Here is a 16111-nt window from a genome sequence, read left to right on the forward strand (position 1 = left end):
TTTCTCTCATTAACGTTTCAGGCGGGGGCAAATATTGTTAAGTTACTCTATTGCTTTTGTAAACGCACCATTTCATTGCCGTTTTATAACACTAAAGGCTGCATTGTGTTTAAACAATACAGCCCTTTGGTATAAGATTATGACTTTACGAAAAGTTATTTAGTTTTTAATTTTTGCTCAAGCACTTTCATAAAATAGCCACCTACTACGCTTCTGGCCTGAAAACCAACCATATTGCCGTTTGTGGTTTCGTGCCAGTCGCTCAAAGGTACACGTGTTTTGGTCTGAGTGGCATATTTGTACATAGGCTCAACAAGGGCATCAAAATCTTGTTTTCTTGAAGCTAAAACCGATGTCCAGACTACCCAGTCTGACTTAGTATAGGTTTTACGGCTATCAAGAGGCAAGCCGTAGGCATTTTGTTTGGTCAGGTAATAGGCCACTTCTTTGTCGTAAACCTCTTTCGGGAATAAATTGAGTTTCAGAAGTTTATCCCACACCAGATTATATTTCTGGCTCCATGTACCTTTATCGTTGAAAGTTAAAGAGTAATGGTCGCCATCGGCAGCCATTTCAAGCCATTTTTTTACCATTTCTTTGGTTATAGCTTTGTATTTTTCAGCCGTTTGTTTTTCGCCTAGTTTTTCAGCCATTTGTGCATATCCGCCTAAGGCTACAATAGCCTTTAGCGAAAGATTGGCATTACGGGCTAAATGGCCTGCAAAATCATCGGTACATAGTTGTAAAGCGGGGTCAAGACCTTCTTTACTCAGGTAGTCGGCCCATACAGAAAGTGTTTTCCAATGCTTTTTTGCATACAACGTGTTGCCTTCTACTTTAGCAATAGCAGCCGTCAGGATAATCATATTGCCACATTCTTCAACAGGCATATCTTCACCGTAGGTCTGGCCATTGGCTAGCGGATACGTACCCAAGTCATGAGCAGCAAAGGGTTTCGTCCATTTACCGCTTTCGCTATAATAGAAAATGCCATTCAGCATGCCTTTCAGTAAGTCGGGGTTGTAAACCAAAAACAAAGGAGCCGACGGATAGGTAACATCAACGGTATTGATAGAACCATTACTGAAATTCTCTTTAGACAAGAAAAGTATTTCTCCTGACGGGCTCTTAACCAGTTTATGTGCTGCAATACTCTGGCGATAAGCAAGCTCGCAGAGGCGGGCATATTGTTCACCACCAATAAGGGCATCGTTATAAATTTTGCGGTTAATGGCTTCACAAGCCTGTATGATTGACCGATACCCTGTTAGGGCTGCTGCCAACTGGTTTTCGATAGTAGTTGTGTTTTTACGCCACCACGGTGCAAGGTTGGTCTGAAAATACTGTACTGACTGAATATCGTCATAGCCTAACAAGAAAACCTGTTCTTTGGTAGTGCTGCCCACTTTGCCTGTGTTTACCAAAGTGTTTAGTGTGAGGTGTTTTCCACCTAAATTTGTATTGGCCGAAGGCGTAAAAGCATTTGAAAGGTCATTCCCTTTTGTAATAGATTGCACAACACCTGCTACTTTAGGTACTGCTACATACATATAGCCCCAGTCGATACGTACATCATCACCTTTAAGTTTCAGTACGTTCTGGCTTGTAGTACCTGCTTTCAGAATAGCCAATCCTTTATCAGAGTACTGAGTGGCTTGCACTTCCTGCGCCGGAGTATTTACGGCAATATCGGTTGATGCTCCCAGATACAGGCGAACATCGTGCAATAAATTATCAGTAGCTTTCATTTTGGCACTGATATATGAAACCGGCCGTGATAAAACATCCAGATTATTAATCAGTAACGGAGACGTAAAGGTTAAAGTTAAGTCAACTTTGCCACAGCTAAAATTATACATAGTTTGAGTGGCGTTTACGGTCACTTTTTTCTGAACAGCCGTTTGTAGTTTCGGATTCGGTTTTTCTGTAACTTTTTCAACAATACCAGCATCCATAATAGCTCCGCCAACGTTATTAATTACATGAACAGCTAACAGGTTTTCGCCAGTTTTGAGCTTGCTTTTGGCCGCTTCTGGTATTGGTACGTAAATGTATTTGTTTGTCCAGCCTTTTACTTTGTATACAATTTCGCCATTCAGGTATACTTCAACGTCATCGTCATGGTTAAGTTTCAGATATAGAGCATCGGCGTTTAAATCTTTTAAAGTAAATTTCCTACGCATCCATATATCTTTGGTATTCCATGCTGTTTTCGCAATAGTCATGTTATTGCCAAACGGAGCCAAGCCTTTTTTCCACTGGCTATCGTCAAGGCTTGGGTTCATCCAGTTTTCACCCGGATTACTTTCAGTATAAAGAGCTTCGTAGTTAACTTCGTCGCCGGCGGGTATTATGGTTTCGTAATTATCTCCGCTTTTACCTAAAAAACGATAAATGATTCCGTCAACCTCAATCATACCAATTAATGAGTGGTCGGCACCTGTCCAGTGTTTGGTAGGGGAGGCCGTTAGCTCGTCAGTAGTAGACCAGATACTAAAATAAGGGTCATGGGTAATAAGGGGGTAAGCGGGTGCTTTGGTGCTTTGCCCAAAAACGAAATGGGCGTTTAAAAAAACAAGTACTCCTATAATAACAGTTTTCATGTTTTGGGGGTTAATAATAGACGATTGAGACAAGCCAGCAATTTATGAAAAATATGGGGTTCAGACCAAAATTAAAATTAGTATATTCATAAAAAGTGCAGCTATATTTATAAATCAAAATCTGTAATTGTATTTTCAGAATAGATATAAAAAGGAGTATATCCACATTTTTCATTGAAATGCTTGTAGGTGTATCTTTTTTTTGACTAATTTTGATTGTCTGTATCTGAGAATAAATTCAGCATAAAGCAAGTATTAAATCACACTATCCGCTTTCCATATCATAACTAACTCCGGCCTAGTCTGTCGGGTCAAACTGAAACCCTTAAAATAGCGTCATTCTGAAACGCAGTCAGGTATAATCCCTTTAATTTTTTAATTAGAAGACCTAATGTCTTTGGCTTAGGTATTTATTGAGTGAACTTTTCGAACTGCCTCTATAATGCTGAAAAATCTTTCAGTAAAAATTACACTGTGAAAAAAAGTAACCCCGCAAACCATTGTTTTACACCTAATTATAGCCCAATTTATGAAAAACATCTATTTACCACTTTACCAGAAAATCCTGATTTTTTGTGTGTTTTTTCTTGGTGGTCAATTAACTTTTGCACAAACATTACCAGACCCAACTGGGCTTACCTCAAGCCAGACAGTTTGCTATAATGAAAGCGTTACCCTGACAGGCACGTGTAGTTCAGGTGAGCTTCATTGGTTTGATGTTTTATCTAACGAAATAACAAGCCTTACCTTTAATGCCACCGAAACAGCCACGTATTTTGCTGTTTGCCAATCGGTATGTAGCTGTGAAATGAGTAATTCCGTACCGGTTATTATTACCGTAGACCGCCCTTTTGATATTACCAGAACTCAATCAATTTGTCTGGGAAGTGACATAACACTTAGTGCCAGTTGTCCAAGAGGAGCAGTAACTTGGTATAATGGGGCCGATACCATGGTGCCATTAATCAGCAATACAGTTTCGCCTACTACCGAAACCACCTATGTTGTACGTTGCGAAGATACCGTTAACGCTTGCGAGAGTTTATTCGAGTCAGTAACGATTCATGTATTTAGTAGCCCGAACAGTATACCTGTGCCTGTAAGTCCTGTTACTACCTGCGTCGGCGGAAACATTACCTTGTCAGCTACGTGTGATACTGGTGCCGATGCTTTCTTTTTTCTGGACGATGAAGTAACAGAAATAGAGCCAGTGGTTGAGAATGTTACCACAAACACTACTTATAAAGTCAGGTGCGAAAGCCTGACGGCTTGTCCTAGTAGTTTTGCAAGCATCAGTGTCGAAGTAAGTTCACCACCTTTCCCTACTGGTGTTACAAGTAGCCAGAGCGTATGTATAGGCGAGAGCGTGTTACTACTTGCTAATTGTGATGCAGATTCGGACCCCTATTGGTATCTTGATGATGAAACTACTCTGGTATTGAGTACGGATATAAAACCTACTAGCACCACTACTTATAAAGTTCGTTGCGAAAGCACGATTCATTCGGGATGTTATGGGCCTTTCGAGAGTACAACAATAACCACTTTGAGCGATATTACCACTCAGCCAACGTCCTTATTGGTTTGTTTAGGTAGTAGTGCTACTTTTAGTGTAGCAGCAAGCGGAACGCCAACCTTTCAATGGCAGAAAAAACAGGAGAATGGCCTTTATGTAAATATACCGCTAGCAACTGCAAGTACATTTACTATTGATAGTACTGTGCTGGCTAGCCGTGGATACTATCGCTGCCATGTAGTGGGCACTTGTGATTCTTATTCAGAAGAAGTGTTCTTGTCTTTCCCTCAGACCATTCTTGATAAAAATAAACTTGTTCCGCCTCAGGTAACTGCGCTTGATGAATTTGGTAATTCGGCTGCTATTTCCGACAGTCTGGCTGTTGTAGGGGCATGGTCTAAAAGTCATAATAAAGGTGCAGCATATATTCTTAAAATGAATCCGAATGGTAAATGGACTCAAATGGCTCAATTAGCACCTACTGACCTTCATGAAGAAGATGACTTTGGGGCATCGGTGGCTATTTCTGGTGATACTGTTTTTGTAAGTGCCCCCGGCCAAGACGGCGATAGAGGGGTTGTGTATATTTTCAGAAAGCAAACCAATAATACATGGACACAGCTAACCAAAATAACAGCCATTGGTGGAGCATCGGGTGATTATTTTGGTAGCTCAATTGCAGTAGCTAATAATTATCTGGCTATTGGAGCCACTGATTATGAAACCGTATATATTTATAAAAAAGACAATACAGGCAACTGGATATACGAAGATGAAGTGTTTGATGGAAGCATAGGAAGTTATTTTGGACAATCGGTGAGCCTCTCTGGTAATACATTGGTAGTAGGTGCTGTTGACGAAGCCGATGCAGGAGCCATTTTTGTTTATGAAAGAGATAATTCAGGAAACTGGGAACTGAAAGACCGACTGGCACCAAATAATTTAGACTTAGGTGCAGGTTTTGGATTTGCAACAGGTATAAGTGGCAATACTATTGTTGCCTCAGGGTTTGTTCTAATGAGTGGTAAAAGCGTGGTGCAGGTTTACGAAAAAGACCTTGCAGGGAATTGGTTAGAAAAAACCAGACTAACCAGCGAAGATTTAGCCGATGATGCAGGTTTGGGTTTCTCGGTTGCCATTCATAACAATACCATCGTGCTTGGTGGCCCGGGTAATGTAGTAGGCAAAGGGGCAGCAGTAATTTATGAAAAAAATATTGATGGAGACTGGATACAAAAAAGAGTAATAATACCAGCTGATTTAGCCTCTGGCGACCAGTTTGGTACATCTGTGGCTATCAGTAAAACGTCAATTGTTGTAGGAGCATCTTTTATACCATCTCTTTTGTCGATTAATTTCGGTACGGGTGGTGCTTATTTTTATAGCCAGTATACCTATCCGATTCCGGCCATTGCAACTGTAACACAAAATGCAGCGGTCTGCCCTGCGCAAAGTACAACCTTCACGCTCTCAGGTTTTCCAAGTACAGATACTTATAGCGTTACGTATAAAGTTGATTTGTCGGGGACTGAAAAAACAATAGTCGTTACACCTGATACTACCAGAAAAGCCTCGTTTTCAGAAACATTGGTTTGGGCAAACAATGCCAAAAATCTATATATTACCAAGATAAAAAATAATGCTACTAATTGCGAGCGAGCCTTAAATATTTCGTCTCCGGTAAGCGTAAAGGCTCCGACCGAAATTACAGGTAACCCTACAAGGCAAGTGGTTTGTGTAGGCGAAACTGCCGTTTTTATGGGTGAAGCAACCGGTGAAGGTATTCTTACCTATCAGTGGCAACGGCAGGCTCCGGTTGCTAATGGGGTAAATGCTCCTTTCAGTAATGATTTCTCTGACATAACCATTCTTTCGCTTCCAAACAGAACGCTGGCCGATAATGGTGCCAAATATAGAGTAAAAGTAACAGGCGAATGTGGTGTAGCCATTTCTGACGAAGCTCCTTTAACTGTTTGGGCAAAAGCTACTGCCGTTATGAGTGCTGGTGGGGCTGTCTGTCCGGGGTCTATCGGAACGCTTATGTTTACCGGAACACCCTTTGCACAAGTATATTATAAATATAATGGCTTTACTACGTCAGTTTTGTTAGATGCCAATGGAAGCGCAACAATGCAGACGGGTATACTTACAGAGGAAACAACTTTTACTTTGGTAAGTATTAACGTAGAAGGAAAGTGCAATCAGTTATTATCTGGCAGTGCAACCATAAGTGTATTGCCCTCAGGCGGGAGCATTCAAGCGCCTTTGGTTCTGACAAGCCCAACAAACGATGTACTGGCAAGTGGCGTTCAAAGCAATACAGCCCAAACCATTGAGGCTACGAATAAAATCAGTTCTGGTGGTAAAGCAACACATATTGGAAACAAATACGTATTAATAGGCCCGGGTTTTGAGGCTACTGCTGGCAGTGTATACTTGGCTAAAATTACAAGTGCCTGCCCATAATAGCTGGCTGAAACAAATATCTTTAATAATATAAGGCTTCTTACCGGAGCCTTATATTATTATGGAATCATGAGATTACTGTTATTTATCAGGTAATCTGGCAGATTGCTTGTAATTTAGATGGTTTTCATTAATCTTTGCTGACACAGCTCCGTTGCTGGTAATTTATTCACTTCTCAAAAAACCTTTAAATAACATTTAATATGAAGAAGCCTAGACTCTCCTTCTTACTCCTTTTTTGCTTTCTCGGCTATTTCAATGCTGTTCAGGCACAAATGACATCGGCTGAAATTGATAATCTGGTTGAGCGTACACTCAAAACATTTGATGTGCCAGGTATTGCCGTAGCTGTGGTGAAAGACGGAAAAGTGATTCATGCCAAAGGATATGGCGTGCGTTCGCTAAATACCAAGCAGAAAGTTGACGAGAATACCCTGTTTGGCATTGCTTCCAATAGTAAGGCTTTTACGGCTGCGGCTTTAGGAATGTTGGTTGACGAAAAAAAATTAAAGTGGGACGACAAAGTACGAGACTTCATACCTGAGTTTAAGATGTATGACCCTTTCGTTACAGAAGAATTTACAATCAAAGATTTACTTACGCATCGTAGTGGCTTGGGTTTGGGTGCTGGCGACCTCATGTTCTGGCCTGATTCCAATAATTTTTCAAAAAAAGATATCATCCATAATTTACGTTACCTGAAGCCTATTTCGAGTTTCAGAACTAAATATGACTATGATAACCTACTTTATATTGTTGCTGGAGAAGTAATTAAAAGAGCGTCGGGTATGGAGTGGGAAGACTTTATCGAGCAGCGTATTCTGCAACCTCTAAACATGACTCAGACTGCGGCCTCGTTCAAACGCCTGAAAAACAAATCGAATGTAATAGACCCACACGCACCTGTTGATGGTGTTGTAAAAGTGATTCGTAGAGACTGGAGCGAAGTGGCTAATTCGGCAGGAGGGCTTTATAGTAACATTACTGACATGAGTAAATGGATAATTATGCAGATGGATAACGGTAAATATGGGAACGGAAAACAACTTTTCAGCGAAAACGTACACGATGAAATGTGGACGCCACAAACCATTATTCCGGTTCGTGGAACTAATTCTTACAATACGCATTTTTCGAGCTATGGCTTAGGGTGGGGTTTAAGCGATGTAAAAGGGTATAAGCAGGCTACTCATACAGGAGGGCTGGCCGGAATTGTAACACAGGTAACATTACTGCCTGAACTGAAATTAGGTATTATTGTATTTACTAATCAGCAACAGGGTGCTGCATTTGTTTCTATCACGAATACCATTAAAGATAGTTATCTGGGTATTAAAGGCATTGATAGGGTAAAAGAAAACCAAGATAGGGTATTACAGGGGCTGGCAAAGGCTAAGGAAATTACTGATGGAATCTGGAAAGACATTGAAGCACAACAAAAGAATGCGCTTAAATTAGATAATAACCTGTTTACAGGTACTTATCATGACAAGTGGTTTGGTGACGTAGAAATCGGGATGAAAAACGGTAAGTTGTGGTTTACTTCTAAACGTTCGTATTTGCTGAATGGAGAAATGTTTCCGTATAAAGGAAATACGTTTATTGTGAAATGGGTTGACCGTAGCCTTGATGCCGATGCCTATGTAATGTTTGACCTTGATAGTGAAGGCAAAGGGGCCGGCTTTAAAATGAAAGCTATTTCGCCGCTAACAGACTTCAGTTTTGATTTTCAGGATTTGGATTTTTCAAGATAAAATTCATGCTAATAAATATTGTGGCGGGGTTCAGTTTATTGAACCCCGTTTTTGATTATTGTTCTTCAAGCAAAAGGGATTAAAATTATTTTCGTCCCAATTTTTACTATAAAGCACCTATATTGGGCATATCAAGAATAGGTTGTTATTTAAACGACTTATCGTTCATATCAGCCTTTAAGCCTTGTTAATCGCAGCTTAACGCAAATTAATCTCAATATTTTGGAATGAAGTCTATGAATTTCTACCTTTAAAACTTCCAAAGCAAATTGTAATAATTCAAACAAACTAAACATCTCCTCATGAAAAAATTACTACCTGTTATTGCCTTCTTCTTCGTCTCACTAGGGCTATTGGCTCAGGAAGAAAAAATTGACCTCGAAATGGTGAAAAAAATCCGTCAGGAAGGCTTAAACAACTCAAAAGTAATGGACATCGCTTTTAATCTTACAGATGTGAGTGGTCCAAGATTACAAGGCTCGCCGGGCTTTATGCGTGCAGCCAATTATGCAAAAGGCAAACTTACCGAATGGGGCTTAGCAGATGCCAAACTGGAAGCATGGGGCGAATTTGGTAAAGGCTGGGAGTTACAGAAAAGCTATCTTGCCATGAAAGCACCGTATTATCGTCCGTTGATTGCTTATCCTAAAACATGGACAGCCGGCACCAAAGGCAAACTGAAAGAAGCGGAAATCTTTTTGATTGATGAGACTGATACTACTGCCCTTGAAAACTACAAAGGCAAACTGAAAGACAAAATTATTCTCTTATATAAAAACGATAAAATTACGCCATCGTTCAAGGCTGATGCCAACCGTTATACCGATGAAGAACTCGAAAAAATGGCTAACGATGCACCTCAAACCCGTTCTCAACCTGATACCGCATTCAGATCAATGATGGCAGCTATGCGCAGAAGTACTTTACTTTCGACCAAAACCAAAGAAATGGCGAAAAAAGAAGGAGCATTGGCTTTATTGAGCATGAGCAACAGAGGTAAGGATGGTACCTTGTTTGTGTCGGGTGGGGGTTCTTATAAGGCTTCAGACCCTGAGAATTTGCTTGATATTATGTTGGCTGCCGAAGATTATCTTTCACTTTGCAGATTAGCTAAATCAGGTATTCCGGTGAAAATGGAAATTGATGTAAAAACAAAATTCTTTGCTCAAGATTTACAAGGGTACAACGTACTGGCTGAAATTAAAGGAACCGACCCTGCCTTGAAAGATGAAGTTGTGATGTTAGGCGCACACCTTGACTCTTGGCAAAGTGCTACCGGTGCAACCGATAACGCCGCAGGTTCTGCCGTAATGCTTGAAGCTGTCAGAATTCTGAAAGCCTTAAATGTACAACCACGCAGAACAATCCGTATTGCTTTATGGAGCGCAGAAGAAGAAGGTTTGCATGGTTCAAGAAACTATGTTAAAAACCATTTTACAGACCCTAATACTAAAAAAAGTAACGCCGAAGGCGACAAAGTAGCCGCTTATTTTAATGTTGATAACGGTACTGGCAAAATCAGAGGTATTTATTTGCAAGGAAACGATGCCTGTCGTCCGATTTTTACTAAATGGTTTGAGCCTTTCCATGATTTAGGTGCTAAAACAGTTACTATCCGTAACACTGGTGGTACCGATCACCTAGCATTTGTTGGTGTTGGTATTCCGGGTTTTCAGTTTATTCAGGATGAAATTGAATACAACACACGTACTCACCATACAAATATGGACTCGTATGACCACCTGCAACCAGATGATTTGAAACAGATATCAACAATTGTAGCATCATTTGTATACAATGCAGCCATGCGCGATGAAAAATTGCCAAGAAAAAAATAATTGACATACATATAAACGGAAATCCCTGTTGGTATTAGCAGCAGGGATTTTTTTATGTACTACTCATACTCCTATCACTTGTTTTTTGCCAGAATTTCCAACATCTATGAGGTCTAAGTCTGAACTATGGTATAAGTAATAGATACCGTTGCTGAAAATTTAAATATACGCTTAGGTTTACTTCACTTCAAAAGTATAGCTTCCGGCGGTTAATAAAAATATGATTGTTTTTGTACTACCGCCATCATGTTTGATAACAGTTCCTTTTATTTCTTTGCCATTTTCATATACCAATTGGTTGGTGCTAATATTTAAACGTAATGTGGCAGTGCTGCTGGCAGGAATACTGAAATTGTATGTAATGAGGTCTTCGTTTTTTTTCCAGACCGATGAAATTGTTCCATAAGGGCTATTGTGATGAGCCTCAAAACCTGACAGGTCTTTAACAAAATGAGGTTCCAGTAATATATTTTTGAAACCGGGTAGTTTTTCATCGGGTTTTATTCCTCCTAATGCCTTGTAGAGCCAAGCTCCAATCTCCCCAAACATTATATGGTTCATCGAAATATCTGACTTTGCATCAATTGGCCAGTTTTCATACAGCGTTGTTGCACCGTTTTTAATCCACCAACCCCACGAAGGGAAAGTTTCCTGCGAAGCCACAGTATAAGCTAAATCGGCATAACCATTTTCACTGAGGGCATTCAGTATGGCTTTAGTACCTAACAGGCCCACATCAATATGGTTATTATCGTTTTGTACTCTTTGCGCAAGATTACCCGCCACTTTAGCTTTCATATCATCGGGTACTATACCCCATTGTAGCGGTACACTTAATTCGGTCTGTAAACCGCTGCCATAAATTCCTTTTTCCTTGTTGAGATATTTCTGGTTGATAGCATCTTTTATTTTTTGAGCCAGATTGGTGTAATACTTAGCGTCAGACGTTTTTCCAAGTAGCAAGGCAGTTTTGGCTACAATTGAAGCATCTACGTAGTAATAAACCGAGGAAGTAAACTCAACAGGTGTTTTTGATTTTACTGGTACCCAATCGCCCAAACCCCATGTAGTAAGGTAGGCCGGTGCAATACCCTGAATGTAATCTACATACCGTTTCATGTTTTCGTAGTTGTCAGCCAGAATCTTGGTATCGCCATAAAACAGGTACACATTCCACGGAATAATAGCAATTGTACTTGTCCAGTCAGGGCCGTTACCCCACTCATATCCCCAGCCACTAGTCGGAATAATCGATGGTAGCACACCATTGGCTTGCTGCTCATCTCTGTGGTCGGCTAACCATTTTTCATATACCGTTATGCCGTCGAAATTATACAGACCTGTTTCGCTAGCTATATGCGCATCGCCTGTCCATCCGTTTTTCTCTCGTTGGGGGCAGTCGGTAGGATAGCCAAAAAGGTTCGATAAATAAGAGTTATTGGTAGCCCACCAGAGCTGATTCATGGTAGGGTTCGAGGTCTTGATTCGCCCAACAGGTTCAACATCGCTGTGCATAAAAAAGCCTGTCAGGTTTTCTTTTGCCAGTTCAAGCGGTTTTGTACAGGTTAGCTCCACATACTGAAAACCTTTGTAGTTGAAATGAGGCATGAAAGTTTCTTCGCCTTTGCCGCTTAGGGTGTAAATATCAACCTGAAAAGGGTCTTGGTTATCAGTTGGTCGGTAATGAATGTCAATGTTCGACATATCGGCAAAGCCAGTGGGCTGTAAACGCTCGGCATGTTTAAGTCTGACGACAGTACCCGCTTCTCCTTTAATTCTGAGGCGGCTAACGCCAGAAATATTACGGCCTAAATCGAATAAATAGGTAGTATCATTTAATTTTTTAAGACTTTGGGCAGGTATTTCTTCCACATTTCTCACAGGCACCATGACTTGTGCTACAATATTTTGCGAAGGCGATGTTCTGAAAATAACATCTTTCCAGTCTTTGTCATTATAATCAGGCGTATTCCAGCCCTCTTTTTCAAGTCGCGCGTCATGGTGTTCGGCTGTATAAATACTATTAAATATGACAGGACTAAGGGCAGTTTTCCAGCCTTTGCCACTAGTTATTACTTCCTGAGAGCCATCTTCATAGGTAATACGTAAATCGAGGCAGAAGGCAGGACGGTTTCGCCATGGAGCTTCATGAAAAAACCATACCGCTGTTGACTGATGATTATACCAGCCATTGCCCAATAATAGGCCTATGGCGTTGTTGCCTTCTTGCAAGGCATGGGTTACATCATAGGTAACATAGAGCGTGCGGCGGTCAAAACGTGTATACATGGGGTCAAGGCGGTGGTTGCCTATTTTTTGCCCGTTTATGTAAATTTCATAGAGCCCTCCAACAGCCACATAAGCTCTGGCCGATTTTATTTTTTTAGGTGCAGAAAAACTTTTTCTGAAATAGGGGGCCGGTTTCAGGTTTACATCACGGCTATCGCTTACCCATGCACCTTTCCAGTTTTTCATTTCCATCATTCCCATTTCAAAACTGCCTATGGGGTCTTGGGTAGCTTTAACGCCGTCTTTATCCCATACGGTTACTTTCCAGAAATATTTAGTAAAAGGTTGAAGGGCTTTACCTTTATAAACAACCAGACGATTGTCTGAAGTAACTTTACCTGTATTCCAGTCGTCAGCTATACCTTTTGCTACCTGCAATGAGTCGGAGCCTACTATTAACTGATAAGCCGTTTGTCTGGCTTCTCTTCTGCTGTCATTGATATGCCATGTAAAGCGTGGAGAAGGGTTGTCGATACCCAGCGGATTTTTAAGGTATTCACACTTTAAGCCGTCGGCCTGAATAGGTGAGGAGGCAAAACAACTGAGTGACGAAATAATTAAAACAAGAAACAGGCTGGTGAATCTGATAGGATACTTCATAAGGTTGATAAATGAGGGTATAGGTTGTAAAAATAAAGAATGTAAACCTTTATTCAGTATTTTTACACAGGAAATTCTCTGAAACTCACCTCTGAAATATCACCTGAAAATTAACCAGATGCTTATATGCTAGCTAAACGAAAGTAAAAGGTGCTTCCCATACCAATTTCACTTTCAACACCTATGATGCCATTCTGGGCATCAATAAACTCTTTGCTAATAGCCAGCCCAAGCCCTGTTCCGGTTTTTACGCTACCCGGAACCTGAAAATATTTGTCAAATATTTTGTCTTTATAACGTTTTTCAATGCCTTTACCCTGATCAGTTACCGAAAAATTTACTGTTCCAGCATTTTGTTTGATAGCAATGGTAATCTTGCTTTGTTCGGGCGAATAATTGATGGCATTTGTCAGAAAATTGATAAGTACCCAAGCGGTTTTCTCGGTGTCGGCTTTTACGGCAGGCAAATCAGGGTCTATTTCAGTTATTAATTCAATTTTCTTTTGTTCGGCTTGTGTCTTTACGGCCTCTATTGCAAATTTAAGAATCTGGTAGGGCATACTTTTCTGAATGTTTAATTGAATATTGCCCGTTTCAAGTTGTGAGAGGCTGAGTAGCTCGCTGGTTATTTTTAACAAACGTTGGCTATCATCTTTTATGCTGCTAATTAACTGTTTTTGTTCCTGATTGATATGGCCAGTTTGTTGGTTTTCGAGTAATTGTAAACTCATTTTGATGGATGAAATAGGGGTTTTGAGTTCGTGTGAGATAGTGGCAATAAAATTTGTTTTGGCAAAATCAAGTTCTTTAAAAGGCGTAATATTTTTTAATACTATCACATGGCCGATGTGTTGCTTTTCAGTTTCACCTGTGGGGACAATGGCAATATCAATCACTTCTTTGTCAAAATAACTTTCTTTGTTATTAGCAAAAATCTTGATAGGCTGTTTGCGTTCGTCGCCAGTGTTCTCCTGAGGCATAATTAAATCTTTCACCAAAGCTCGCATTAAATCATTAATGAGCGAAACATCCTGCGCTTGTTGGCCTATCAGTTGGGCTGCCTGTAATCCTGTAACTTTTAGGGCCTCATTATTAGCAAAAAGTATTTTTTTGTTTTCATCAAGCCCAATAACAGGGTCGTTCATGTTATTAATAAGGGTTTCAATGCGTTTTTTTTCAAATAGCAGTTGCGATAAATTACTGTTGTTGTATTCTTCCAGTTTTTCGGCCATTGTATTAAACGACTGCGCCAGTTCTCCGAATTCGCTGTGGTCTTCAAAATATACCCGTTGCGAGTAATCGTTGGCTGCAATCTGTTTAATACTTTGGGTAAGTTTTTTTATAGGATTGGCAATATTACTTGGCAAATTAATAAGCAGGGTAAAAGCTATTACAAAACAGAGCGTACCAGTGAGGGCTATCCAGATGGTTGAAGAAGCCGCAGTCTGTTTGGCAATATCGCTTTTTCGCTGAATAGCCTCCATATTTAATCGCATAATTTCGGCAATATCCTTTCTGATGAGCAAATGTGTGGTTCTGTCAAAATTATTAAGTTGCAATTGTGAAAAATGCTGCCTGAGTTGCTCGGTTGCTTCCCTTTCGCCTATTTCGGTAATATTTGCTTGCTGTTTATTGAGGTTTTCCTTGATTTTTTCGATAGCTGTGGTGTCGGTACTTAATTCATCAAGAGCCATGAGCATATTACGCGAATACTCAAGGGTGTTGTAATTAGCTACCAGAATATTCTCTGTATCATTTTTCAGGGCATTGATTGATTTTGCTCCTACGTAAGTAAGCAAGGTAATTAATATAAAGAGTAACCCTACACCCAGCGTTAATTTTGTTCTGATTTTCATTGCATTAGCTTAAAGAAAATTTTTAAGGCCTTTTTTGTTTTTCTATTCAGGATAATATTACTACATCAATATCAGCAAATGATAGCTTTTTTAGTAATTCATTGAATATGTTGGTTGATAATATGACATTGAAAAGGTTCAGATGTGGTTTACCGATACATAGGGTAGTAATTTGCCTTTGTTCGGCCACTTCCATGATACTTTTTGAAATATTGTTATTCTCAACCCTGATAATTTCTGCTCCTAGCTGCGTAGCTAATTTAAAGTTATTGATAAGATGCCTTTGTTTGTCGAGTGCAATTTTGTCGCTGCTTTCTCGGGGTGTTTGTACATATAAAACAAACCACTTGCTATTATAATAACTTGCTAACCGAGCAGTTTTTCGGATAACATTTCTGGCTGTTTTTTCATTACTGCTAATACATGCCAGAAATTTTTCATGCCTGATAGCCGTACTTTTAGGTATTTCGGTTTCTACCTTGCGCTCTACCTGACTGGCCACTTCCTTGAGTGCCAATTCTCTGAGTTGTAATATCTGTTCAGGCTTAAAGAAATTATTTAAAGCCATTTGTACTTTATCGGGCGTATAAATCTTTCCTTCTTTCAGCCTTGTAATGAGTTCGTCGGCTGTGAGGTCAATATTTACCACTTCGTCGGCAAGTCTCAGAATACTGTCAGGTATACGTTCTTTAACTTCAATACCAGTAATCTCTTTTATTTCTTCGTTAAGGCTTTCAATATGCTGGATATTAACAGCACTTATCACATTTATACCTGCCTCCAGTATTTCGAGTACATCCTGCCAGCGTTTCTCGTTTTTGCTGCCTTCTATGTTGGTATGTGCCAGTTCGTCGATGACCACAACTTCAGGACGTAAGTTTATAACGGCCTGCACGTCGAGTTCTTCTAGTTCTTTGCCCTTGTAGAAAATCTTTCGGCGAGGTACTATTGGTAGCCCTTCCAGTAAGTCGTGGGTTTCTTTTCGGAAATGTGTTTCAATATAACCTATTTTTACATCAATGCCATTCCGAAGTAAAGAATGTGCTTCTTGTAGCATCCGAAAAGTTTTGCCTACACCTGCGCTCATGCCTATATAGACTTTAAATTTTCCTTGCCTTGATTTCCTGATTAAATCCAGAAAATGTTGTACGTTTTCTTCTTTGTTCTCAATATCTGACATGATGTTGGT

General features: G+C 40.0%; 7 protein-coding genes. 3 read left to right on the forward strand and 4 right to left on the reverse strand.

The genetic code is table 11. The features are described from left to right. Positions 1-155: 155 nt before the first annotated feature. Complete coding sequence (locus tag WAA15_RS18545; protein WP_337044321.1) at positions 156-2603, reverse strand: glutaminase family protein; 2448 nt, start codon at positions 2601-2603, stop codon at positions 156-158. A 529-nt stretch (positions 2604-3132) separates the two neighbouring features. Between WAA15_RS18545 and WAA15_RS18550 the strand changes: the two genes are divergently transcribed. From WAA15_RS18550 to WAA15_RS18560, 3 genes are all read left to right on the forward strand, one after another. Next, complete coding sequence (locus WAA15_RS18550) at positions 3133-6585, forward strand: 3-coathanger stack domain-containing protein (protein WP_337044322.1); 3453 nt, start codon at positions 3133-3135, stop codon at positions 6583-6585. Positions 6586-6788: 203 nt separating this feature from the next. Beyond that, positions 6789-8339, forward strand: coding sequence for a serine hydrolase (locus tag WAA15_RS18555; RefSeq protein WP_337044323.1), 1551 nt, complete (start codon positions 6789-6791; stop codon positions 8337-8339). Between the two features lie 302 nt (positions 8340-8641). Beyond that, positions 8642-10177, forward strand: a complete 1536-nt coding sequence (locus WAA15_RS18560) for a M28 family metallopeptidase (RefSeq protein ID WP_337044324.1) — start codon at positions 8642-8644, stop codon at positions 10175-10177. 177 nt (positions 10178-10354) lie between these two features. Here the strand turns inward: WAA15_RS18560 and WAA15_RS18565 are convergent, their stop codons facing one another. The 3 genes from WAA15_RS18565 to WAA15_RS18575 all read right to left on the reverse strand — a co-directional run bounded on the left by WAA15_RS18565 (position 10355) and on the right by WAA15_RS18575 (position 16102). Further along, entirely contained in the window at positions 10355-13066 is a 2712-nt protein-coding gene (locus WAA15_RS18565) for an alpha-L-rhamnosidase (protein WP_337044325.1), read from the reverse strand. A gap of 122 nt (positions 13067-13188) precedes the next feature. Next, a complete protein-coding gene (locus WAA15_RS18570; RefSeq protein WP_337044326.1) occupies positions 13189-14922 on the reverse strand; it encodes an ATP-binding protein in 1734 nt (577 codons plus the stop codon). A 46-nt stretch (positions 14923-14968) separates the two neighbouring features. Next, entirely contained in the window at positions 14969-16102 is a 1134-nt protein-coding gene (locus tag WAA15_RS18575) for a sensor protein KdpD (RefSeq protein ID WP_337044327.1), read from the reverse strand. Positions 16103-16111 lie beyond the last annotated feature (9 nt).

It is taken from the genome of Emticicia sp. 17c, assembly GCF_037153985.1.
Lineage (GTDB): Bacteria > Bacteroidota > Bacteroidia > Cytophagales > Spirosomataceae > Emticicia.

What these genes read in the sequence shown, in the direction of transcription:
- WAA15_RS18545 (WP_337044321.1), bottom strand. Translation starts at nt 2,603, where the DNA reads ATGAAAACTGTTATTATAGGAGTACTTGTTTTTTTAAACGCCCATTTC.
- WAA15_RS18550 (WP_337044322.1), top strand. Translation starts at nt 3,133, where the DNA reads ATGAAAAACATCTATTTACCACTTTACCAGAAAATCCTGATTTTTTGT.
- WAA15_RS18555 (WP_337044323.1), top strand. Translation starts at nt 6,789, where the DNA reads ATGAAGAAGCCTAGACTCTCCTTCTTACTCCTTTTTTGCTTTCTCGGC.
- WAA15_RS18560 (WP_337044324.1), top strand. Translation starts at nt 8,642, where the DNA reads ATGAAAAAATTACTACCTGTTATTGCCTTCTTCTTCGTCTCACTAGGG.
- WAA15_RS18565 (WP_337044325.1), bottom strand. Translation starts at nt 13,066, where the DNA reads ATGAAGTATCCTATCAGATTCACCAGCCTGTTTCTTGTTTTAATTATT.
- WAA15_RS18570 (WP_337044326.1), bottom strand. Translation starts at nt 14,922, where the DNA reads ATGAAAATCAGAACAAAATTAACGCTGGGTGTAGGGTTACTCTTTATA.
- WAA15_RS18575 (WP_337044327.1), bottom strand. Translation starts at nt 16,102, where the DNA reads ATGTCAGATATTGAGAACAAAGAAGAAAACGTACAACATTTTCTGGAT.